This is a genomic window from Shewanella electrodiphila (genome assembly GCF_023283985.1).
Lineage (GTDB): Bacteria > Pseudomonadota > Gammaproteobacteria > Enterobacterales > Shewanellaceae > Shewanella > Shewanella electrodiphila.
Genome location: NZ_JAKIKU010000006.1, coordinates 92,547 through 114,391 on the forward strand (window position 1 = coordinate 92,547; position 21,845 = coordinate 114,391).

Annotated in this window: 19 protein-coding genes; 9 read left to right on the top strand and 10 right to left on the bottom strand. The window is 41.0% G+C overall.

The genetic code is table 11. The features are described 5' to 3' along the window. Positions 1 to 57 precede the first annotated feature (57 nt). Complete coding sequence (locus tag L2737_RS12370; protein WP_248955910.1) at positions 58 to 1,284, top strand: SO2930 family diheme c-type cytochrome; 1,227 nt, start codon at positions 58 to 60, stop codon at positions 1,282 to 1,284. 76 nt (positions 1,285 to 1,360) lie between these two features. On the opposite strand, the gene L2737_RS12375 is transcribed toward L2737_RS12370, so the two are convergent. From L2737_RS12375 to L2737_RS12385, 3 genes are all read right to left on the bottom strand, one after another. After that, positions 1,361 to 2,389, bottom strand: a complete 1,029-nt coding sequence (locus L2737_RS12375) for an AraC family transcriptional regulator (RefSeq protein ID WP_248955911.1) — start codon at positions 2,387 to 2,389, stop codon at positions 1,361 to 1,363. A gap of 12 nt (positions 2,390 to 2,401) precedes the next feature. Continuing rightward, on the bottom strand, positions 2,402 to 3,415 hold the full coding sequence (gene sohB / locus L2737_RS12380) for a protease SohB (RefSeq protein WP_198589587.1): 1,014 nt from the start codon (positions 3,413 to 3,415) through the stop codon (positions 2,402 to 2,404). Positions 3,416 to 3,536: 121 nt separating this feature from the next. After that, positions 3,537 to 6,026 (bottom strand): VolA/Pla-1 family phospholipase, encoded by a 2,490-nt coding sequence (locus L2737_RS12385; RefSeq protein ID WP_248955912.1) that lies wholly within the window; start codon positions 6,024 to 6,026, stop codon positions 3,537 to 3,539. Positions 6,027 to 6,285: 259 nt separating this feature from the next. Between L2737_RS12385 and L2737_RS12390 the strand changes: the two genes are divergently transcribed. After that, positions 6,286 to 7,023, top strand: coding sequence for a YciK family oxidoreductase (locus L2737_RS12390; RefSeq protein WP_248955913.1), 738 nt, complete (start codon positions 6,286 to 6,288; stop codon positions 7,021 to 7,023). A 114-nt stretch (positions 7,024 to 7,137) separates the two neighbouring features. Here L2737_RS12390 and L2737_RS12395 read toward each other — a convergent pair whose 3' ends face one another. From L2737_RS12395 to pspA, 6 genes are all read right to left on the bottom strand, one after another. Further along, a complete protein-coding gene (locus L2737_RS12395) occupies positions 7,138 to 7,476 on the bottom strand; it encodes a ComEA family DNA-binding protein (RefSeq protein ID WP_248955914.1) in 339 nt (112 codons plus the stop codon). Positions 7,477 to 7,662: 186 nt separating this feature from the next. Then, positions 7,663 to 8,757, bottom strand: coding sequence for a TIGR01620 family protein (locus tag L2737_RS12400; RefSeq protein ID WP_248955915.1), 1,095 nt, complete (start codon positions 8,755 to 8,757; stop codon positions 7,663 to 7,665). Beyond that, the gene (locus L2737_RS12405) at positions 8,757 to 10,199 is read right to left on the bottom strand and encodes a YcjX family GTP-binding protein (RefSeq protein WP_248955916.1); all 1,443 of its coding nucleotides are present in this window, start codon (positions 10,197 to 10,199) and stop codon (positions 8,757 to 8,759) included. The genes L2737_RS12400 and L2737_RS12405 overlap by 1 nt, the downstream gene beginning before the upstream one ends. 204 nt (positions 10,200 to 10,403) lie before the next feature. Further along, positions 10,404 to 10,799, bottom strand: coding sequence for an envelope stress response membrane protein PspC (gene pspC, locus L2737_RS12410; protein ID WP_102528789.1), 396 nt, complete (start codon positions 10,797 to 10,799; stop codon positions 10,404 to 10,406). Then, positions 10,786 to 11,025, bottom strand: a complete 240-nt coding sequence (gene pspB / locus L2737_RS12415) for an envelope stress response membrane protein PspB (protein WP_102528790.1) — start codon at positions 11,023 to 11,025, stop codon at positions 10,786 to 10,788. The genes pspC and pspB overlap by 14 nt, the downstream gene beginning before the upstream one ends. Before the next feature lie 19 nt (positions 11,026 to 11,044). Beyond that, positions 11,045 to 11,740, bottom strand: a complete 696-nt coding sequence (gene pspA, locus L2737_RS12420) for a phage shock protein PspA (protein WP_248955917.1) — start codon at positions 11,738 to 11,740, stop codon at positions 11,045 to 11,047. Positions 11,741 to 11,918: 178 nt separating this feature from the next. On the opposite strand from pspA, the gene pspF reads away from it, so the two are divergent. From pspF to fabV, 7 genes are all read left to right on the top strand, one after another. Next, positions 11,919 to 13,046: a phage shock protein operon transcriptional activator gene (pspF, locus tag L2737_RS12425; protein WP_248955918.1), complete on the top strand. Its 1,128-nt coding sequence runs from the start codon at positions 11,919 to 11,921 to the stop codon at positions 13,044 to 13,046. Positions 13,047 to 13,119: 73 nt separating this feature from the next. Continuing rightward, positions 13,120 to 14,748 carry an ABC transporter substrate-binding protein gene (locus tag L2737_RS12430; protein WP_248955919.1) on the top strand — a complete coding sequence of 543 codons (1,629 nt, stop codon included), beginning with the start codon at positions 13,120 to 13,122 and terminating at the stop codon, positions 14,746 to 14,748. Further along, the gene (locus tag L2737_RS12435) at positions 14,748 to 15,776 is read left to right on the top strand and encodes an ABC transporter permease (RefSeq protein ID WP_248955920.1); all 1,029 of its coding nucleotides are present in this window, start codon (positions 14,748 to 14,750) and stop codon (positions 15,774 to 15,776) included. Before L2737_RS12430 ends, L2737_RS12435 begins: the two co-directional genes overlap by 1 nt. Further along, on the top strand, positions 15,766 to 16,656 hold the full coding sequence (locus tag L2737_RS12440) for an ABC transporter permease subunit (protein WP_102528795.1): 891 nt from the start codon (positions 15,766 to 15,768) through the stop codon (positions 16,654 to 16,656). The genes L2737_RS12435 and L2737_RS12440 overlap by 11 nt, the downstream gene beginning before the upstream one ends. A gap of 3 nt (positions 16,657 to 16,659) precedes the next feature. Further along, on the top strand, positions 16,660 to 17,670 hold the full coding sequence (locus tag L2737_RS12445) for an oligopeptide/dipeptide ABC transporter ATP-binding protein (RefSeq protein WP_248955921.1): 1,011 nt from the start codon (positions 16,660 to 16,662) through the stop codon (positions 17,668 to 17,670). Next, the gene (locus tag L2737_RS12450) at positions 17,648 to 18,436 is read left to right on the top strand and encodes a peptide ABC transporter ATP-binding protein (RefSeq protein ID WP_248955922.1); all 789 of its coding nucleotides are present in this window, start codon (positions 17,648 to 17,650) and stop codon (positions 18,434 to 18,436) included. Before L2737_RS12445 ends, L2737_RS12450 begins: the two co-directional genes overlap by 23 nt. A gap of 105 nt (positions 18,437 to 18,541) precedes the next feature. Then, a complete protein-coding gene (gene fabV / locus L2737_RS12455) occupies positions 18,542 to 19,744 on the top strand; it encodes an enoyl-ACP reductase FabV (protein ID WP_248955923.1) in 1,203 nt (400 codons plus the stop codon). Positions 19,745 to 20,047: 303 nt separating this feature from the next. On the opposite strand, the gene L2737_RS12460 is transcribed toward fabV, so the two are convergent. Beyond that, the gene (locus L2737_RS12460) at positions 20,048 to 21,820 is read right to left on the bottom strand and encodes a flavocytochrome c (protein ID WP_248955924.1); all 1,773 of its coding nucleotides are present in this window, start codon (positions 21,818 to 21,820) and stop codon (positions 20,048 to 20,050) included. Positions 21,821 to 21,845 lie beyond the last annotated feature (25 nt).

The window sequence follows — 21,845 nt, forward strand, 5'->3', positions numbered from 1 at the left end:
CGACCAAAATTTATTCAAAGTTTGGGGCAAATAATTATAAAATGCAGGATACTGTTGATGACTCATTACGCTGAAATCAAAACTAACTTTCTAATACCGCTACTCATCTTACTATTAAGCTCAGTATTAATGGCTTGTGGTGGATCAGACAGTAATGATTCAAATACGTCAACAGCTCCTTCAGCACCTAGTACGCCAGCCACGCCAACAACACCTGAACAGCCAGAAGGTTCAGATGATGTTTGTCAGTTAACCAATACAGAAGTAAATTGGCAGGCGTTAATGAGCAAAGACTGCCCTAATTTAAGTGATTATGGCTTATTTATCGACCCTTCAATACCAACTCATGCACCACAAGAGCCAGGCCGTGGTTATCAGTTGTCCACGGAATTATTTTCAAATTATGCCAGTAAGTATCGATTCATATATTTACCCGAAAGTCAGTCGATGTTTTTTAACCCACAACAGACTTTTTCACTTCCTATTGGCAGCGTGTTAGTAAAAACATTTGCTCTGCCATTTGACACTCAGTTAACCGGAACCAGCAACGAAAAGCTGATTGAAACCCGACTGATGATCCACAGGGAAACGGGTTGGACTGCGCTAACATATCAGTGGCAACAAGACATTGCCTCACTGATTATCGCCGGTGCCAATGTCACTCATACCTTAAATAATCAAGGCGAGTCCATTACCTTTGATTACCATATCCCCAGTAAAGTGGAGTGCAAAATTTGCCACCAAATCAATGAAGAGGATATTAGTAGAATTAATCCAATTGGTTTAAAAGCACACCTATTGAATCGGAATATAGTTCAAGAAAATGGTAATAAAGTGAATCAATTGAGTTTTTGGCAAGATAGGAAAATGCTGTCTGGATTACCTGAATTAGATACTGTTGATCAATCTTATGCTCTAGACAATAGTGAAGCAGATTTAACAAATCGCGCGAAAGGATATTTAGATATTAACTGCGCACATTGTCATAACGAACAGGGCTTTGCGAGTATTTCAGGGCTGCGGTTAAGCTACTTTGTCGACCACACATCTTTTGAATATGGCGTTTGTAAACAACCTCCGGGCTGGGATGGTGGTCCTAATGGTTTAGCTTATGACATTGTGCCAGGAAACGCGGAGCGCTCAATAGTGCATTATCGTCAAATCTTATCTTCCCCAAAAGACAAAATGCCGCCGATTGGTCGAGAAATAATTCATTCTGAAGGCACTGAGTTAGTTAAACGTTGGATTGATAGTATGTCGGCAACCATAGCAACTTGCCAATAATGCAAAGCGAGTAACACCAAGCTAATATACAGGAGATAATTGTTAACAACGGACTCCCTGCTTTTTACTCAAAAAATTACTGTTTTGAGGCTTGATTGAGTCTTAGGAAATGTCCAGGAGGATAACCGATCCAGTGTTTAAAGCTTTGCCTAAAGTGAGATACATCGCCATAACCCAAAGTCTCAGCAATATCCTCAATGGATAGCTTATCAGTCAAAATTAAATTAATTGCCGCTTGGCAGCGAACTTGGTCGATTAACTTCTGATATGTCGTGCCAGCAGCAGATAACTTCCTACGTAAACTGCGATCGCTCATGTGCATACTTAACGCAAATTGCTCTAATTTAGGTGGGTTTGGCATAGAGTGCCGAATATTTGTTAGCACTTTATCAATAAAAGAAGTGGCGTCTGGCACCGATTTATTGTGTTTAACTTGCGAAAATTGAAATGCTAAGGGAGAATTTAGCACTTCCATTTTGATGCCCCACTCAAAAAAGTCGCAGTCAAATACCATGGTAGCACCGGTCTCTTGGCTGAGAAAGTCGGTATTGCAACATGGGCAAGCAAAATGGATCTCATCAATATAGACTGGGTCATCAACGAGTTGCCTCGCAGCGCCAAGTAAAGCGCAAACACTATGATGAAACTGAAAGGCAAACTTGTCTTCGCTGACTTTACCGGTATTGAGCCAACGCACCCATAGAGTGTCACCCTCAATTAGAACTAAGGTATCAGCAAAACTGCCTGCTAAATCAGGGTTTTGAATCACAAATTTAAGACATTGCCCCAAAGTTGTGAATTGATCAAAGAAGGGTAAAAGAACATCGAGGGAGGCAACTTGATAACTGGCACCCAAGCGGGCACCAATCTCTTTATCTGGACTGAGGGTGCGTAGTTCCTCCATCGCGAACTCAACTTGCCATACATAAACAAACTGCATCGCCTTAAGTTCTAATGGCCCTAAGCCCAGTTTTTGGTAGATATCAGCAGCAACCGTTTCACCTAGGTGAATATCGATAAAATTGAGTAAATTACGTAATTCAAAGGCAGGATAACATTGATCACCTACCATCATATTCGCTTTATAACCCGACTCTTGCTGCATCCATATCCTTAATTATTTAACTGCGTTTTCACGCTCCATCAAACGATTTAAAACCCCATCAACAGATAGCGAAGCACCATGTGCTATCTTATCTGCTAACTTCTTTTTCATTTGATATTTAATTTTGATCACTTGATGTTCTTTAGCTAGGCCTAAAATAACATCATCGCTGGTAGAAATAGCATCGACTAAACCCAGTTCAATCGCTTGCTGACCGTACCAATGCTCACCGGTTGCGACTTTAGCAATATCCATATCTGGACGATATTTGCTGACGAACTCTTTAAACAACACGTGCGTTTCTTCAAGTTCTTCCTGAAACTTCTCACGACCTTCATCCGTGTTTTCACCAAACACAGTCAATGTACGCTTAAAGTCGCCAGCAGTGTGCTGTTCGTAATCAATATCATGCTTTTTCAATAGTCGACTAAAGTTCGGTAATTGCGCTACAACCCCAATTGAACCTACAATAGCAAAAGGTGCTGCATACACTTTATCAGCCACACATGCCATCATATAACCACCACTAGCAGCGACTTTATCGATACAGATAGTCAAAGGAATTTGGGCTTGTTTTAGTCTATCTAATTGGCTTGATGCTAAACCGTAGCCATGCACCATACCGCCGCCACTTTCAACATTAACCAACACTTGGTCATCTTTATCAGCAACGGTTAAAATAGCAGTAATTTCTTCACGTAAAGAAGCAACTTCACCGGCATCAATGCTACCTTTAAAGTCGATAACAAAAACTTTTGATGGAGAAGTGTCATCTTTCTCAGCCGCTTTATCATCAGCTTTTAATTGCTTTTCATAAGCCTTAAATTGCTTCTTAGTAAACAGCTCTTCTTTTAACTCTTTTTCAAGCTGCTTTAACTCGTCAGTGACATCCGTTAGCTTAAGCTCACCTTTGTCTGCTTTTTGCTTCATGCTGCTAGCAAGTACAACAATCACAACGGCAAGAATTGCAACGACAATCGTGACGGCTTTAGCTAAAAACATGCCGTACTCAGATAAAAACTCCAAAATACACTCCGTAAAGAAAAACATAATTGTGGGTTATCTTAGCAGGAAGTTGAAGCTAGTAGACAATAAAAAACCCAGCAAATGCTGGGTTTTTAGTCAATTAACAATTAAACATCATTAATTAGCTACAAGGTACAATAACATCTGCATTATCAACAAGAATCGTTGCTGCACCTAAGCCTGCTGACTTAGCAAATGCCGCTACTTGAGATTGCATTTCAACTGTAGCTTGCGCAGCCATACCATCTGTTACGCCATCAATTTCATCAGGGCTAACAATCGAGCTGTGATGACCTTTAGCAAATCTCACCGCGCCAGAACCTGCATTAGTTGAACTAACGCAACCTAAACCTAGTGCAGAGATAAGAGGCTCTGTCCCTGATAGTGGGAAGCCTTCAACACTATTAGGTAATACTTGATCCGGTAAGTTACCAGCACCATCACCCGCCACTTCAATTAAATGAACAGGCAATTGGGTTTCAGCTAACATTGCACCATGGTTAATTGGGTCAGCTGAATCAATCGCGGTTTGCACTGCGAATGCAAAGGTAGGAATAAATTCAGCGTAAACCGCTTGCACAAGTGCAGCATACTCAGGCGTACCAGGTTCAAATCCACCTGTATTAGCCGCATCAACCAATGCTTGGAAATCTGCTGTACCTGTTACTGTTTCAAACAAAACAGGACCAAATGTTGGTGAGCCTGCAAATGAGCCAGCTAAACCACCAGCCGGCGCAACAAGTGAAGCAGCATTAATACCGTAAGCATTAGGTAATTCAGTACCTGTTGTTGGGTCAACTAAACCAGTAGATGCATAAGTTGATAATGTAGTACCAACAATGCCACCCAAGCTTAAACCTTGAGCACTGATTTTACTGATATCAAATACTTGTTGCCCACCAGCCTGCGCGATTTGTGTGTACATACCAGTTAGTAACAAACGAAGACCTAAATGATCTAATGTTGCTTGGCGGAAATTATCACGAACGGTTAAAGTGCTTGCCACGTTAACAAACACTAATGGGTTACCGTTAGCGTATGCAGGACCAAATACATCACTGGTTGCTGAGATATCATAAACACCGTTGCCAGTAGCATCGTATGAACGGTCACCATGTAAAGGCATATCGATGGCAATCGTTGCAATACCTGCCGCAGCATATGTACCTGCATAAGCTAATGCCATTTGCTTAGTACCGCCAAGACCATGCAGCGCCATCGTCGTTGGCCAACCATTTGTTGGTGCGACAAAAGGCAATCCCGCTTGCGCGCTGAATGCTGCTAACTTAGCCGCGTTAGGCAAAGTAATTTGAACATTAACATTTTCATAACCCATGATCGCAGGGATTGGGTTGAACTTGGTCAAATGCTTTGTGGTATCGGCATCAGTGCCATCATCAAGCATCCAAGACTTACCTGCCATTAACGCTGGGTTTTGCAATGCGGCGGCTGGGTCAACACCCTGCGCAACTGCTTGTGAGCTGAAGTTTGCAACACTCATCGTACCCGCTTCAAGTGCGAGTAATACAGATACAGGGCTATCACCTTGGGCAAACCAACGGCCATTTGGCGCAGTAGGCGCACCATCAACAATTGGAATAACACAACTAACAGATGAACAATCACCAAATATAGGCAGACGAATAACTGCGGTATAAATTTCAGCAATATCTGAAACCACATACGCTAAGCCGTCAGCCTCAGTTAAGCCAGCTGCTTGTGCAACAGTCACCACACCACCGAAACCATTATCCATCGGCATTGGCAGTTGAACAAATGAAGGCTTATAAGGATCGCTTGAAGCCATTAACAATTTAGAGGTTTCATAAACATCAGCAACGGACTGAGTGGTAAACAAACCTGAATAAGAAACCGTTTCTGGATCAACGCCGTGTTCGGCAGCAATACCTTTTTCGTAGCTGTTAACTAAACCTTGAAGCAATAACTGCTCGTCGGTTGCAAGCGGATCGGTATCAATATCTAATTTAAGTAAGTTATAAGTACTTGATGGCTCTATCGCACGACCAGCAGAATCTTGGATCAGGCTGGTAGTGGCATAAATATAAGATTGGTTTGATTTAAGCGGTTTAATTGGCACTATAGCGATGCTATTACCAGAAGCCTGTGCGACAAAATCAACCCCAAATTGAAGTTCATCGCCAACTTTACACGCTGAAAGCGTTAATTCTGCAGCACATTCTGGATCGGTTGATAATGCTCCACCAACTGTTGCTTCAAACATGCGCACAGCACCTGGTTGGAACACAGAAGCTGCATCTAAAGTGAGCATGACACCATTATTATCTTCTGGCAGATCGACTGAAATCGATATTGGAGAGCTAGTAGACCAGCCATCTAATGCGCCAAGAGCTAATGAAGGGTCGACATAATCAACACCGTCTTCACCAGGAATATTTAACGTGCCATCTGTAGTGCCGTTAAATAAAAGGTCATTTGGCAGTGGCACATCACCCGCTGCAGGGTCGAAAACCACTTGAGAGAATGGAATGAGTGGCTCGACTGAATCCTTCGCTTCATTTGAACTATCTTCACTACAGCCGCTAAGCCCAAGAGCAGATGCAATTGCAACACCCAATATGAGTCTTTTCATCTTTTTTCCCCAAATCTTGTTGTAATAATTTTAATTTCCCCAAAAATTGGTCACAATAGCGTAAACACATGACCATAAGGACTTATTTTTGTCCTTAACTCATCTCAAGTTAACGTAAAACTATTGAGTTAGCTACATATTTGTTACATGCAAAAGTACTACACGTTAACATTTATCAGTCATTTGTTTAAAACGATCGTTTATCTTTTGTTCGAATCTAGAATTGACGTGCTTTTGCAGCCGAAGGAAAAATAGAACCATGTTGGAATATCAAGCTAAAAAAGATTCATTAAATAATAAAACAATTCTTGTCACAGGTGCTGGCGCTGGCATCGGCCGTGTTGCAGCAATTACTTTTGCTAAACATGGCGCTACAGTCATCTTGCTCGGTAAAACAGTTAACAAGTTAGAAGCCGTTTACGATGAAATAGAACAAGCGGGTTATCCAAAACCTGCCATCGTGCCACTGGATTTAAAAGGTGCCACTGAGCAAAATTATAAAGACATGGCCGATACCATTGCAGAGCAATTCGGTCACCTAGATGGCGTTTTACATAACGCTAGTTTATTAGGCGCATTAGGCCCATTCGAACATATTGATTTGGAATCTTTAGAAGATGTAATGAAAATCAATGTAACTGCGCAAGTGATCCTTACTAAAGCGCTACTGCCTATTATGCGAGCAGCACCTTCTGCTTCATTAGTGTTTACATCAAGTAGTGTCGGCAGACAAGGTCGTGCTTACTGGGGCCCATATTCGTTTTCAAAATTCGCAACTGAAGGCATGATGCAAGTTTTAGCTCACGAGTGTGAAGGCACAAGTGTTCGTGTTAATAGCATCAACCCAGGTGCAACGCGCACAGAAATGCGCGCAAAAGCGTATCCAGGCGAAGATCCAGCAACATTAAAAACAGCTAAAGACATCATGCCAACCTATCTTTATTTGATGAGCGATGATGCAGCTGACATAAATGGACAGCAGTTAAATGCGCAATAATTGTATTTGAGTTTTGTGAAAATTAGATTCGAAATCATTTGAATTTAAATGAGTATAAAAAAGGAGCCACTGGCTCCTTTTTGTTAACTGATACTTTGCCAATTAATCAGTTGATTAAAAGCTAATCTGTTTCGCATTTTGTTCAATTAATTTATCGCCGACACCCGATACTTGGCTAAGTTGTTTAAGGTTACTGAATTTGCCATGCTTTGCACGATAATCAACAATCGCTTTAGCTTTAGATTCACCAATGCCTTTTAATTGCTGTAATTCAGCAGCACTGGCTTTATTAATATTAACTTTGGTCAGTTTGATATCATTAACTGCTTTTGTCGTTTTAGCTTGAGTTTGAGCTTGTTTGGCTACAATCGCTTCTTTTGCAAAGCTTGGCTGTGAAATCCCAATAGATAAAACGCAGACGCACATCACGCCCATTAGAAATGGATGTTTCATTGTTTACTCCTTTAAGTCCTATTTAAAACCGATCTTCTTCCCTATCCGTGATCGGGCAATTCAGTAAAGTTTCAAAGCGACAAAGCCACTTTAAGATGCCCCTGAAAAATCACTGTCATAAAACTGTAGTCAACAATCTAAATAGTTCAAATATTAATCAACTTTTATTATCAAACTCAATTTAACTTAGTCTTTATGGGTCTCTGACGCAGACTTAACTTTACTCTTTTGCATCATGGATGCAGAAAACGTTTTCAAGTCAGTTAATAATTGTTGATGGATCTGGCCAAGTTTAGGTCTATTTTGTTCTTTAAAACTTAAAGGACGACATAACGTCATTGCTTGATAACCCAATCTTGCAGTCAGTAAACCGCCACCAAGACCTTGTGCAAGTCTTGCAGATAACTTGCCTGTCATTTCAACAGATAATAATTGGGTACCGAGATCGGCAACCACTTCTGTTGTCCCAGCATAAACGATATTAATAATAATACTTTTAATCAGCTTAATTCGACTCCAATACCCTAATTCGATACCATAAATATCAGCGATAGCATTAATCATTCGTTGGTTACGCCAGAGAATAATCGCCATATCTAAAACAGCCAATGGACTAGCAGCCAGTAATAACGCTGACTCTGCTGCATACCGGCTAACAATTTGTTTAGCTTTTTCATCACGCTCAGAAACAACTAAATCATCAAACAGCAGCACCATTTCAGCATCGTTATGCTCACTAGTATTCATTGCGCTAAATTGCTGTTTCCCCGTACTTTCTGGGTACTGAGATAATAAAGGCGATATAAACTTTTCCGCCTCTCCTCGCTGCATACTTTGTGATAACCGCTCGCCAGTGACTTGAGTATCGGCAACATGTTTTAATTTTACTAATTTTCGCCATTCAGCCAACGTAACCGTAGATACCCAAGCAAGGATCACACCTGTCACCGAGGCATAAAAACCAAATAACCATGGGCTTTGTAAAAAAGCAGCATGCAGCCCTAGTAAGGTTTGTACAATCACAGCTAAACTTATGCCAACTAAAGAAAGCTTCGCTAATGGCGACCAACGTTTAGCTGACCGTGTAGGCTCAATAACATCAATGTCCTCTACAATTTCAGCTAAGGCTAACTCACACTGGAACTCAACCTCGGCGTAAGACTGACTCGGTTTGACTTGAGGCTCTTCTGTAGTTTCAGACGCAAATACTTGCTGCTGCTTTAATTTAGTTTGCTGCATTGATTCGTTATCACTTGAATGGTGCGATTGAGATAGCTTCATTATTGTAATTTATCCCCCAGTAAAAACTGCAGTAAGTGATCTAATCGAATATGTTCAAAGCGTGGATCTGACGTCGCGTTGTTATTCAATTTAGGCGGATTAAACGAAACAAAGTTGAAGCCCTGCTTTTGCCAAAATGCATTTTCTGGTAATGATTGCGGTACTTCACCAGGAAAAATAGTCAACATATTATGATTTTCATCGATACCGCGAACCACTTCTTGCTCGCCAGATGAGGTATTTACCATACCGTGCTGTGTTGCTTTAATTGCACTAATAGCCATGGTCTCTACTTCACAGCCTTCATAATTGGCGAAATGTTGACTATGTTTAAGCATATCGGTCAATAAGCTCAGTACATGGCTTTGTTGATCGCGCGTCACCCTATCCACTTTACTTGCCGCAAATAATAATTTATCGATTTTCGGCGATAACAAACGCTTTAATAAACTTGATTGACCAAAATGAAAACTTTCAACAATGCTATTTAACGCATTCCCCATATCTTCAAATTGTTCTTTACCGCTATTTAGCCCATTGAAGCAATCCACCAGCACCAATTGACGGTCAAAGCTTGCAAAATAATCGCGATAAAAAGGCTTAACCACGACTGTTACATATTCCTGATAGCGTTTTTTTAATACTTGGTAATAACTGTCATCTGGTGACGTTTCAAGCTCCGTGAGTTGCTCTAAAGATAAATTAACCAATGGGAAAAAGGCTAACAATGGCGTATCAGCAAACTCGCCTGGTAATAACATTCTCCCTGGCTGAGCAAGATAGAAACCTTGCTTGTTCACCATATCAATGAGTAAAGTTTGATATAAATCGGCAACTTGCTTTAACTTATGTTCATCTGCCACCTCCGCTAAATTAAGTGCGTTAATCGCGTCCTCAAAAGCAGAAAAATATGGCGAATGTCTTAAGCGGTTTTTCACTTCAAGTTGGCCCGCTACCCATTCAACGTAGCTTTGCTTCAACATAGGTAAATCCAACAACCATTCACCTGGGTAGTCAACAATATCGACATATAAAGTCGCCGTATCTGATATTTTGGCTAATATGCCCTTTCTGGGACGATATTTTATCGCTAAACGGAGCTCGGAAATATTACGTGTTGAAGCTGGCCAAGTCGCAGGAGATGAAGTCAGAGCATTCATCCCACCTTGATAATCAAAACTTGCTATGGCTAGGTCTGGCTGCATAGTGCGTTTAATACCAATAAGCCGATTATCCCTTGAGACTTGCCATAGCGGTAAAGGGTTTTGTTTAACGTTACTGCCAGCATGAAGCATTTGATTGACCAGCCCAGTAATAAAAGCAGTTTTACCCGCGCCAGATAACCCCGTTACAGCTAAACGCACATGTCTATCGGTGCTACGATGCACTAATTGATGCGTTTTTTTGGAAATTTTACTGATTGAACGATCAATAAAGCTCATAATTTATCTCAAGTTATCTGTTAAAAACCAACTCTTATACAAAAAGTATTTCAAAAAAGTGTTGGTGATCATTTTGGGGAGTTATTGCTGTGCTAATTACTATAACATTTAGGCAGGAAAGGAAAAAATCAAGGGCGGGATACCGCCCATTGGATTTTAGTTGCTCTGGTTAGAAAGAGCCTACTTACAACAGATTGAACAAGATTACAGATTATTAATTTCATGTTTCAAATCGAAATTATCTGAAGTCACGTGGCGCTCTAAACGTTGTAATCTAATCTCAAGCGCATAGAACTGACTGTTTACTTCATGAAGTGCGCGTTTAGCTGGCTCACCTGCTTGCCAAACTTTTTTCTTCACTTCAATATCTTTATGGTGCGGTTTTGTCGTCACCTCCTCAACCTTGCTGTCCAAAATTAACCATAATGCAATGTAGATGATTAATATTGGTCCAGAACCACCCACTAAAAAGATTGATACCGCAATAACACGTACTAACCAGGTTTCAAAATTAAAGTAGTCGGCAATCCCTGCGCAAACTCCTGAAATTTTACCCGCTTTGGGGATTCGGTATAATGTACGACCGTTAGCCTTGCTCATGTTTTCCCCTCCACTCTGGTGCTTCCGTGTCTAAAATAGCTTCCAATGTTTCGATTCGCTGGCCCATTTTATCAGCTTGGGCAATCAGTTCGTTCAGTTGTGTAAACTCTGCCTCAGTGAGCCCCTGGCTCACTTGTCGCTTACTGCGATAATGAAGAACCAACCAGATAGGCGCCACAATCACAAGAAAAATAATAATTGGGGCAATAAGAAGATCCATATCCATAACTCACCTCTGAAAAAGTTTACTTACTTGATTTAGTAGTTGTTTTAGTTGTTGATTTAGCTTTAACTTTTGCTTTTAAAGCCTCTAATTCTTCGTTGACTGAGTCTTCAGCTTCTAATGCAGCAAACTCATCTGCAAGATTACTTTTCTTACCGATATCATAAGCTTCAACTTGTGACTCTAAACCTTCAACACGACGCTCATAATTCTCAAACTTCACCATCGCGTCATCAATTTTGCTTGAATCTAACTGCTTTTTCACTTCTAAACGTGAAGTTGCAGTTTGCTTACGCATAATGATGGTTTTCTGACGAGCTCTAGCATCATTAAGCTTTTCTTGTAGTTGCTCAACTTCTTGCTTAAGACGGGCAATATGCTCTTCAACTACTTGCAGTTCCATTTCTAATGTTTCTAGAATGGTGACTGTTTTCTGTTTTTCAATTAATGCAGCTTTTGCTAAATCTTCTCTATCTTTCGATAAAGCTAATTCTGCTTTTGCTTGCCAATCGATAACTTGCTCTTGCACTCGGCTAATACGACGCAGTAGTTCTTTCTTTTCTGCTAACACTTTGGCAGAAGTTGAACGAACCTCAACTAACGTGTCTTCCATTTCCTGAATAATCAGACGAACCATTTTTTCTGGATCTTCAGCTTTATCTAGTAAAGCACTGATGTTCGAATTAATGATGTCTGCAAAGCGTGAGAAGATTCCCATAATGTGTCCCTCAAATATTTTGTTAATGTCGAATATTACTATTCACAAGCCGTGCCAACTTTTTATATGTGTTATCTTTCAACAGGTTAACCAAAATATTAACTTTTCCTTTATTTTAAAGCGCTAGCCAACTATTATGATTTTCACCACTTGTTAGCGTATTAGACTAAAAATTACAGTGACTAGACAATTTGAGCAAGACAATCTTATCGGACAATCCAATGCTTTATTAGAAGTATTGGAACATGTGTCTAAAGTTGCCCCACTATCTAAGCCGGTTTTAATCATCGGCGAACGTGGTACTGGTAAAGAACTTATCGCAGAACGTCTACATTATCTATCTGCCAGATGGGATCAAGAGTTTATTAAGCTCAATTGTTCATCCTTAAGTGAATCTTTACTAGAAAGCGAATTATTTGGCCATGAGTCTGGCGCTTTTACTGGCGCGAAAGGAAAACATGAAGGTCGATTTGAACGCGCAGATGACGGCACACTATTTTTAGACGAACTTGCTAACACTTCAGGGTTAATTCAAGAAAAGTTATTACGTGTCATTGAATATGGTGAGTTTGAACGTGTTGGCGGCAGTAAAACAGTACAAACTAATGTTCGACTCGTCTGTGCTGCCAATGAAGATTTACCTTCACTCGCTGAAAATGGTGAGTTCCGCGCCGATTTACTCGATAGACTTGCATTCGATGTAATCACGCTACCACCGCTTAGATGCAGAACAGAAGACATTATGCCTTTAGCTGAATATTTTGCTATCAGTATGGCAAGACAGCTGAATTTAGATTTTTTCGGTGGATTTAGTCCCATCGCAATAGAGCAATTAATGTCGCACCGCTGGCCGGGCAATATTCGTGAACTTAAAAACGTGGTTGAGCGAAGCGTTTATCGCCGAGGATCTGACGGTGATGAAATTGACCATATTATTCTCGATCCATTTGCCTCCCCTTATCGACCAACCGGTCGAGTGAAAACTCGAGAAAGACAAGCCCCAGCGACTTCTAGTGCAGAATCACATGTCAGTGCAGCGCCAATTGAAAGTAATAGCCCTGAGGACAGTAATACAAGCTCAGCAAGCAGTGCAGAAGGAACTCAACATCAAACAGGCCAACTCAATAGCCTGTTTAGTTTCCCTATCAACTTTAAAGATCATACAGAAAACTATGAAGTTGAACTATTAAAGAAAGCCTTGGCGGAGAGTCAATATAATCAAAAGAAAACCGCAGAGTTACTCGGATTAAGCTATCACCAGTTGCGCGGTATTTTGAAAAAGTACAACTTATTGGAAAAGGCTTAAGATGATATTTGCTCCTAAGTTATTAACACTGCTAAAATAGTCGTTTACAGCCTAAAAATTGAATGATGAAAAAATGCGTGTGATTAGAGAACGTTGGAATCCCTTAGCATTACTTTGCTTACTATCTTTTTTAGTAACAGCTTGTGGTGAGCTCAATGTTCCATCTGGGATTGTGTATTGCTCAGAAGGTAATCCTGAAACCTTTAATCCGCAGCTCATTACATCAGGCACCACCATCGATGCTAGCTCTAATCAACTCTATAATCGTTTAATTGATTACAATGATGACTCATCTGACTATAGCGCCGCACTCGCGACAGATTGGGCGGTATCAGATGATGGGCTGCAATATCGATTCACACTGCGCCAAGATGTACAATTCCACTACAACAATTTGTTTAGTCCATCCCGCAACTTTAACGCAGATGATGTCATCTTTTCGTTTGCACGCATTATCAATACAGAACATCCCTATCATTTAGTAAGCAGAACAGGTTATCCTTTTTTTCAAAGTATTGATTTTGCTAATTTAGTAAGCAAAATTGAAAAAATTAATGATTACGAAGTTGTGTTCCATCTTGCCAATAAAGATGCGTCATTTTTATCTAACCTTGCCACCGACTTTGCCGTTATATTATCCGCTGAATACGCTGCACAACAACTGGCAGCTGGCACACCTGAAAATATCGACTACTTTGCCATTGGTACAGGGCCATTTTATTTAGCTGAATATGCTAAAAACGAATATATACGCTTCAAACGTAATCAGTACTATTGGGGGGAACAAGCCAAGATTGATTTACTCGTTTTTGATATCACCCGTAAAAGTGAAGCAAGACTAGCTAAAATCATTACTCGAGATTGCCAAGTATCCGCACTACCCAAAGCCAATGAACTTGCTGTCATAAACAAACATAAGCACCTTGAATTACGTACTAAGCCAGGTTTAAACGTAGCATTTTGGGCATTCAACACCCAAAAGCCACCGCTGGATGATGTCAGAGTGCGTCATGCTTTGGCCCACGCTGTAGACAAACAAAACATTCTCAATGTGGTTTATCATGACACTGCCGTTGCCGCTTCGGGCATGTTGCCACCCGCATCTTGGGCTTATACAGAAACAGAAGACGCCAAGCATTACGATCCTGAAGAAGCTAAACGTTTGTTAAAAGAAGCTGGCGTCACAAATTTAAGCTTTGATATTTGGGCGATGCCTGTCGTCAGAATTTATAACCCTAATGCGCTTAAAACCGCTGAGCTCATTCAAGCGGATTTGGCGAATATCGGCGTAACGGTTAACATCGTCAGTTACGATTGGAGTGTATTCACGCAGAAACTTATTTCCAGTGAATACGACTCTGTACTCATTGGTTGGAATGCTGACAACACCGACCCAGATAACTTTTTTACGCCACTGTTAAGTTGCAGCGCACTTGAGTCCAATAACAATCGCTCCCGCTGGTGTTCTACTGAGCTGGATACTTTGTTATCACAAGCTAAAGAGACGCTTTCCAAGCCAGAACGAAAAAGGCTTTACAAACAGGCCGAGAAAATCATTCATGAGCAAGTACCTTTGGTCAATATCGCGCACGCCCAAAAGCTACTGCTGAAAAATACCAACGTGAGCATTAAAAATGTCAATCCATACGGTGGTATGTCATTTTCCGGTGTTGAGCTGATTAAACAGGAGGTTCAACCTTAATGTGGCGCTATCTTATAAGACGACTGAACCTTTTTATTGCTACATCGATAGTAATGATGGCGGTATTATTTTTTGCAACGGGCATGTTTCCTGTAGAAAAAGGCTATGCGCTTACCGGTATTCAGTTCCCTACCGAAGAACAACAAGTTCAAACTGTTGAAGACTACAAATTAGATAAAAACCAGTTCAGTCAGTTTTATGCCTATGTAACACAAAGATTATCAGGAAATTTAGGTATTTCAGTTAACTCACAGCAAGATGTGGCTGAAGAGTTAAGTGCCGTATTACCTGCATCATTTGAACTATCATTATTTGCTGGCTGTATTGCAGTCTTCTTCGGCGTACCGTTAGGGGTGTTAGCCTCGCTTAGTTCCAGTAAACCAGTGCAGCGTAGTATTTTAGCCATTACCTTAACCGGCTATTCCATTCCAGTATTTTGGCTTGGATTAACCCTCGCTCTTTGGTTTGGTGTGCAATTAGAATGGTTACCGATTTCTGGTCAAATTAACCTGTTATATGAAATAGAGCCCGTCACTCGTATTATGTTGATAGATACATTGTTATCTGAGTCAAGTTACAGCATGTCGGCGTTTAAAGATGCTTTACTGCATATCATACTGCCAGCTGTCACCTTAGCCGTATTGCCTTTTACTGTGGTTATCCGGATCACCCGCCAAGCTATGGTGACCGTCATGACTCAAACCTATATCCGTGCTGCAGAGGCCAGAGGATTAAGTACATACCGTATTCTAATCAGACATGCCCTGCCCAATGCGCTTATTCCAGTGTTAAAAGCATTCGGTTTAATGCTTGGCTCATTTGCAAGTTACGGCATTATTGTCGAAGTGATATTTGCTTGGCCTGGAGTCGGTTCTTGGTTGATTAATGCTATATATCAACGAGATTACACCGTAATCCAAGCAGGTATCTTGTCGGTTTCATTATTAATTATCTTTTTGAGTATTATGATTGAATTACTGCATACCACTATTAATCCCATTAATAGGAAAGAACTGTATGCCGATTAAAAAACTCTACCAAGAAGAACAAATAGACTCACCGCTTGGGCAGTTATGGCATGCTTTTGCATCTAACCCTTTTGCAGTTGCAGGTTTATGGGCGGTGATATTTCTATTACTTCTGGTTATTTTAGGTCCATTGCTCGCCCCTTTTCAGCCAGAGTTACAAAATCCAGATGCGATTTTACTGCCCCCATCTTGGGATCAAGCAGGTCATGTTTCGCACTTTTTAGGCACCGACGATTTAGGCCGTGATTTATTTAGTCGAATTTTACATGGCGTCAGGCTCACTTTTGGGATGTCATTAATCGTCGTGGTATGTGCCCTTGTTGTCGGTTTCATTATTGGCTCCTTGTCAGGAATGATGCGCGGCTTAAAGTCGAGTATTTTAGGCCATTTATTAGATGCATTGCTGTCAATTCCATCACTATTGTTAGCTATTTTAGTGGTCGCAGTCACAGGTCCTGGGCTATCAAATGTGTTTTGGGCTGTGGGTATTGCCTTAACCCCACAATTTGTTCGCGCGATTCATCAAGCTGTGCATGAAGAGTTACAAAAAGAATACGTTACAGCCGCTAAACTTGATGGTGCTAGCCAAATCCAGATATTTTGGTATGTGATCATGCCTAATGTGTGGGATGTGGTTATCATTCAAACCACCATTGCTATTTCAGTTGCGATTTTGGATATTGCAGCCTTAGGCTTCTTGAATTTAGGTGCACAAGCACCCAGTTCTGAGTGGGGGTCAATGATTTATCAAGGTTTAAGTAGCCTGCTTATTGCACCTTGGACAATTACAATCCCAGGGCTTGCCATTTTATTTACGGTGTTATCCATCAATTTAGTGGGTGACGGATTACGCTCGGCGTTAGCGCCGATAAGAAATTAACCTATGCCATTACTTGATATCAGAAACCTCACCATTGAGCTGGATACTCCACAAGGCACAGTCAAAGTGCTTGAAAAAGTCAGCTTAACCATTAACCCGGGTGAAGTGCATGGGCTGGTCGGTGAATCAGGTTCTGGCCGCAGTTTATTAGCGAAAGCGGTACTCGGTGTTTTAGGGCCAAACTGGAATATCATCGCAGACCGTATGATGTGGGATGGGCAAAACCTACTTGAAATGACATCTAAACAGCGCCGAAACTTAATGGGCACTGATATGACGATGATATTTCAAGACCCTTCAGGCAGTTTAGACCCGGTTAAAACCATCGGCAGTCAGCTAATAGAGTCTTTAACGCCAAATAAAGCGGTGCCTTTTTGGCGTCGTTCTAAAGATACCCATTTAACCGCTCAAAAATGGCTTCATAAAGTAGGGATTAAAAAACCTAAAGCCATTATGAAAAGCTACCCTTGGGAACTCACTGAAGGCGAGTGCCAAAAAGTCATGATTGCTATGGCTGTTGCAAACCATCCAAGACTATTAATTGCCGATGAACCTACTAATTCCATGGAACTGAGTACTCAAGCGCAAATTTTTCGGTTACTGTCACAACTCAATCAATTGCAAAACGTGTCTATTTTACTTGTGAGTCATGAATTAGAAACCTTGGTTAAATGGTGTGATCGCATCAGTATTTTATATAGCGGTCAAATTATGGAATCAGGCCCAGTTTCGGAGCTACTGACAAAACCTTATCACCCTTATACCAAGGCCCTGTTTAAAAACTTACCTGAACACACAGGTAAAATGCGCCATAAATCCTATTTGCCTTCTTTGCAGGGTTCGTCGCCATCATTGCAACATTTACCAGCGGGTTGTCGCTTAGGCCCTCGTTGTCCTGATGCGCAAAGAGAATGTGTTATTCAGCCCAATTTAGCCCATGAAAAAGATCGCTATTTTGCTTGCCACTTCCCATATAACAATGAGATAGAAGATGACGACGACGCCATTACTTAATGTCACTGAGCTCAGCAAGCGATACTTTATTGGTTATAAGCGTTTTAAAGCGCAGTATAATCAAGCGCTTTCAACTGTATCTTTTGAGCTTGAACGAGGCCAAACCTTAGCTATTGTTGGCCAAGTAAGTTCAGGAAAAAGTACCTTGGCAAGAATTCTAGTTGGTGCAGAGTCTCGTTCTACTGGTACGATCGAATATGAAGGCGAAGAGCTAGAAGCGCGTAATTTAAAGCAACGCTGTCATTTAATTCGTATGATTTTCCAAGACCCTAACACCTCCCTCAATCCACGATTGACCATTGGTGCATTACTTGAAGAACCTTTACGCTTTAATACCGATATGACAAGTGCTGAACGAAAAGCACAAGTGACTGATATCCTACGTAAAGTGGGCTTACTTCCAGAACATGCCAGCTTTTATCCGCATATGATATCGGAAGGACAAAAACAACGTGTCGCTGTGGGACGCGCTTTAATGTTAAACCCCAAGATTATTATTGCTGATGAAGCGCTAACATCACTAGATTTATCAGTACGGTCGCAAATTTTAAATTTATTGCTCAAATTACAAAAAGAAATGGGCTTATCTTATATTTTTGTGACTCACAATTTAAATGTGGTCAGACACTTCAGTGACAAAGTTATGGTGCTTAAAAAAGGGGTCATGGTTGAGAAAAACACCACTGAAGAGCTGTTCGAAAATCCACAACATGAATACACTCGCAGATTAATTGCAGAGCAAACTCAGCTCTCTGCAAAACGCTAAACTGCTCCAACCACTGAGTTAAATGGCCATTTTTAACAAAAATGAGTGCCATTTCGGCGGCTAACTATTTATCCTAGGGCCATTGTTAAAGGAAGAAACGAAATTATGATTATTAAACCAAAGACACGTGGCTTTATTTGTACCACTACGCATCCAGTTGGCTGTGAAGCTAACGTAAAAGAACAAATTGAATTAACTAAAGCGAAAGGCAAAATTGCTAATGGCCCTAAAAAGGTCCTTGTAGTGGGTTCTTCAAGTGGTTATGGCTTATCTTCGCGCATCGCATCTGCGTTTGGTAGCGATGCTGCCACTATTGGTGTTTTCTTCGAAAAACCAAGCACTGAAACTAAGCCTGGTACTGCGGGTTGGTATAACTCAGCTTATTTTGACAAGTTTGCTAAAGCTGAAGGCTTATATTCTAAAAGTATTAACTGTGACGCCTTTAGCCATGAAGCTAAGCAAAAAGTGATTGAGTTGATTAAGGAAGACCTTGGTCAAATCGATATGGTAGTTTACTCACTAGCATCACCTGTTCGTAAACTGCCTGATACGGGTGAAGTTATCCGCTCAAGTCTTAAGCCAATCGGCGAGACTTACACTGCGACAGCTGTAGATACTAATAAAAACACTATCATCGAAACATCAGTTGAGCCTGCAAGTGAGCAAGAAATTGCTGACACAGTCACTGTAATGGGCGGTGAAGATTGGGAATTATGGATGAGCGCCTTAAGTGAAGCTGGCGTATTAACCGACAACTGTAAAACAGTCGCTTATAGCTACATTGGAACTGAAATCACTTGGCCGATCTACTGGCACGGTGCGCTTGGTAAAGCCAAAATGGATTTAGACCGTGCAGCACATGTATTAAACACTAAGTTATCAGCAACCGGCGGTTCAGCTAATGTTGCAGTGCTTAAGAGTGTGGTAACGCAAGCCAGTTCTGCTATTCCTGTTATGCCACTGTATATTGCAATGGTGTTCAAGAAAATGCGTGAAGAAGGTGTTCATGAAGGTTGTATGGACCAAATTTACCGCATGTTCAGCGAGCGTTTATTCCGTGAAGATGGAACAGCTGCAGAAACTGATGCTGATAACCGCTTACGTTTAGATGACTGGGAGTTACGTGAAGAAATTCAGAAGCATTGCCGTGAGCTTTGGGCTGAAGTGACCACTGAAAATTTAGCTGAATTGACCGATTACAATGAATACAAAGAAGAGTTCTTAAAACTGTTTGGATTCGGTATTGACGGCATTGATTATGAAGCGGACGTTAACCCTAACGTGACGTTTGATGTTGTAAGTTTATAAGAAGAAACTAATAACATATCAATTAAAACCAAGTCTGATGACTTGGTTTTTTTATGTCTGTAGTTCTTATTAACGCCAAGCATGAGATTAAATATTTTCAACCTCCCTCTTCAAAACTCCCCCTTACTAATCAGTGTTAGCAGAGTGAAACTCTAAATTTAATAAAATTATTATTTAACGATGTAATGGGTATCAAACTAAAAATGAGTTGAAATCTATTGCGATGAACAAACAATAAAAAGGCCAAGTAGAAGATACTTGGCCTTTGTGGGGATATTAGTGATGATGAATTTTAATTACAGCTTATTTCTTTAAAGCATGTTTCGCTGCATTTTCGCCAGCTTTACGGCCAAATACAACCGTTTCAGCAATCGCGTTACCGCCTAAACGGTTATGTCCATGTAAACCACCAGTCACTTCACCAGCAGCAAACAGACCATCCATTTTCCAGCTTTGAAGGTTTAACACGTTAGCATCAGTATCGACTGCAACACCACCCATAGTGTGATGAATACCAGGTGCAACTTTAACTGCGTAGAATGGCGGTTTGCTTAAGTTAAGTGGCATATCATCACGACCGAATGCATCATCTTTACCCGCTGCTTGATACTTGTTGTAATCAACCGCAGTTTTAGGTAAATCGCTCATGCCAGTGATTTTAGCTAACTCTTCAATAGTATTTGCCTTACTTAGCATGCCTAAATGCTCGTAACCACGTACCATTTTCTTCTTCTCAACTAACTGCTCGTCAAAGACTAACCAAGCATATTGATCTTTTTGCTTAAGGATGGCATCTGAAGCACGGTCACGAGTGGTTAATTCACTAATGAAACGCTGACCATCCGTGTTCACCATGATGGCGCCAACACCACGAACGGTTTCAGAGATTAAGATACGGCTATCTTTACCAATTGTTGGATGCGCTTGTACCCAATCAATATCAGTCATAGATGCACCAATTTCTTTAGCAAGTAAAACACCGTCACCCGTTGCTGTGACGTTGTTTGAGCTTGTCATGTCTTTCATTGTTGGGCGGTAATAAGCAACCATCTGCTTATTCATACCATAACCACCTGTCGCAAGTACTACAGAGTCAGCTGCGACCATGTTGTAACCAGAATGACGACCATGAACAACAACACCAGCTACTGATTTATCATCGTTAAGAACGATTTTTTCAATGCGCGAATTCACTCGAACTGAAATATCACGTTCAATTGCTGCCTTGCGTAACGTATCAATAATATGTGGTCCAACTGATGCACCACCTGATGGACGGTGAGTACGTTCAACACGTGCACCACCAGAACGTTTTAAGTCGTCCATATTTGCACCTAAAGACTCAAGCCATGCTACTGCGCCAGCTGATTCTTCTGCTAAAATTTGAACAAGCTTAGGATCATTTTTATTACGACCGCCTTTCATTGCATCTTCTGCATACCATTCAACACTATCTTCAATGCCTTTGGCTTTTTGCTGCGGTGTGCCTACAGCGTTAATCCCACCAGCAGCTAACATTGAGTTACCGCCTGTGTATGGTGCTTTTTCAAATAACACCACATTAGCACCCGCCATTTTTGCAGAAATTGCAGCGTTGAAACCAGCAGAACCACCACCAACAACGATGACATCAACCGTTTCTACAGGGCCTTTAGCAATGGCTTGTTGAATTTTTTCTTGATTCCAATCACCATCCCACTTTTTCTTCGCTTTTGAATCAGCAAAAGGCATCTCCATCTCAAAGTTGTGGCAGTTATTACATGTTAGTTCTGGCTTAGCGTGACCTGAGTGACAAGAAGTACAGTTAATTTCACCTAAATGAGATGCATGAGGGTCAAACTCAAGTTTATCGTTAACTAAGTCAGCGTAACCACCATGGCAATCCTGACACTGTGTGTTCTCATGAGTTTGGCTATCAGTCATGCTTTTCTTGATATCTTTCATTTTGCCAGTTACGTGACAAGTTTGGCAGTCGCCCATCTCTGCATGGAATGACGCTAAATCATTTTTTGCAATCGCACTGCCCGAAGTAAGCATCATCACTGCTACTGCCGAAGCCAAATATTTAAGTTTCATGTGTTCGATCCTTTATGTGTGTTTT

Excerpts from the sequence above, each read along its gene's own strand:
- L2737_RS12450 (WP_248955922.1), top strand. The coding sequence starts at position 17,648 with ATGACGACGACGCCATTACTTAATGTCACTGAGCTCAGCAAGCGATAC.
- fabV (WP_248955923.1), top strand. The coding sequence starts at position 18,542 with ATGATTATTAAACCAAAGACACGTGGCTTTATTTGTACCACTACGCAT.
- L2737_RS12390 (WP_248955913.1), top strand. The coding sequence starts at position 6,286 with ATGTTGGAATATCAAGCTAAAAAAGATTCATTAAATAATAAAACAATT.
- L2737_RS12435 (WP_248955920.1), top strand. The coding sequence starts at position 14,748 with ATGTGGCGCTATCTTATAAGACGACTGAACCTTTTTATTGCTACATCG.
- L2737_RS12430 (WP_248955919.1), top strand. The coding sequence starts at position 13,120 with ATGCGTGTGATTAGAGAACGTTGGAATCCCTTAGCATTACTTTGCTTA.
- L2737_RS12385 (WP_248955912.1), bottom strand. The coding sequence starts at position 6,026 with ATGAAAAGACTCATATTGGGTGTTGCAATTGCATCTGCTCTTGGGCTT.
- L2737_RS12440 (WP_102528795.1), top strand. The coding sequence starts at position 15,766 with ATGCCGATTAAAAAACTCTACCAAGAAGAACAAATAGACTCACCGCTT.
- L2737_RS12375 (WP_248955911.1), bottom strand. The coding sequence starts at position 2,389 with ATGCAGCAAGAGTCGGGTTATAAAGCGAATATGATGGTAGGTGATCAA.
- L2737_RS12370 (WP_248955910.1), top strand. The coding sequence starts at position 58 with ATGACTCATTACGCTGAAATCAAAACTAACTTTCTAATACCGCTACTC.
- L2737_RS12395 (WP_248955914.1), bottom strand. The coding sequence starts at position 7,476 with ATGAAACATCCATTTCTAATGGGCGTGATGTGCGTCTGCGTTTTATCT.
- L2737_RS12400 (WP_248955915.1), bottom strand. The coding sequence starts at position 8,757 with ATGAAGCTATCTCAATCGCACCATTCAAGTGATAACGAATCAATGCAG.
- L2737_RS12445 (WP_248955921.1), top strand. The coding sequence starts at position 16,660 with ATGCCATTACTTGATATCAGAAACCTCACCATTGAGCTGGATACTCCA.
- L2737_RS12460 (WP_248955924.1), bottom strand. The coding sequence starts at position 21,820 with ATGAAACTTAAATATTTGGCTTCGGCAGTAGCAGTGATGATGCTTACT.
- L2737_RS12405 (WP_248955916.1), bottom strand. The coding sequence starts at position 10,199 with ATGAGCTTTATTGATCGTTCAATCAGTAAAATTTCCAAAAAAACGCAT.
- pspB (WP_102528790.1), bottom strand. The coding sequence starts at position 11,025 with ATGGATATGGATCTTCTTATTGCCCCAATTATTATTTTTCTTGTGATT.
- pspA (WP_248955917.1), bottom strand. The coding sequence starts at position 11,740 with ATGGGAATCTTCTCACGCTTTGCAGACATCATTAATTCGAACATCAGT.
- pspC (WP_102528789.1), bottom strand. The coding sequence starts at position 10,799 with ATGAGCAAGGCTAACGGTCGTACATTATACCGAATCCCCAAAGCGGGT.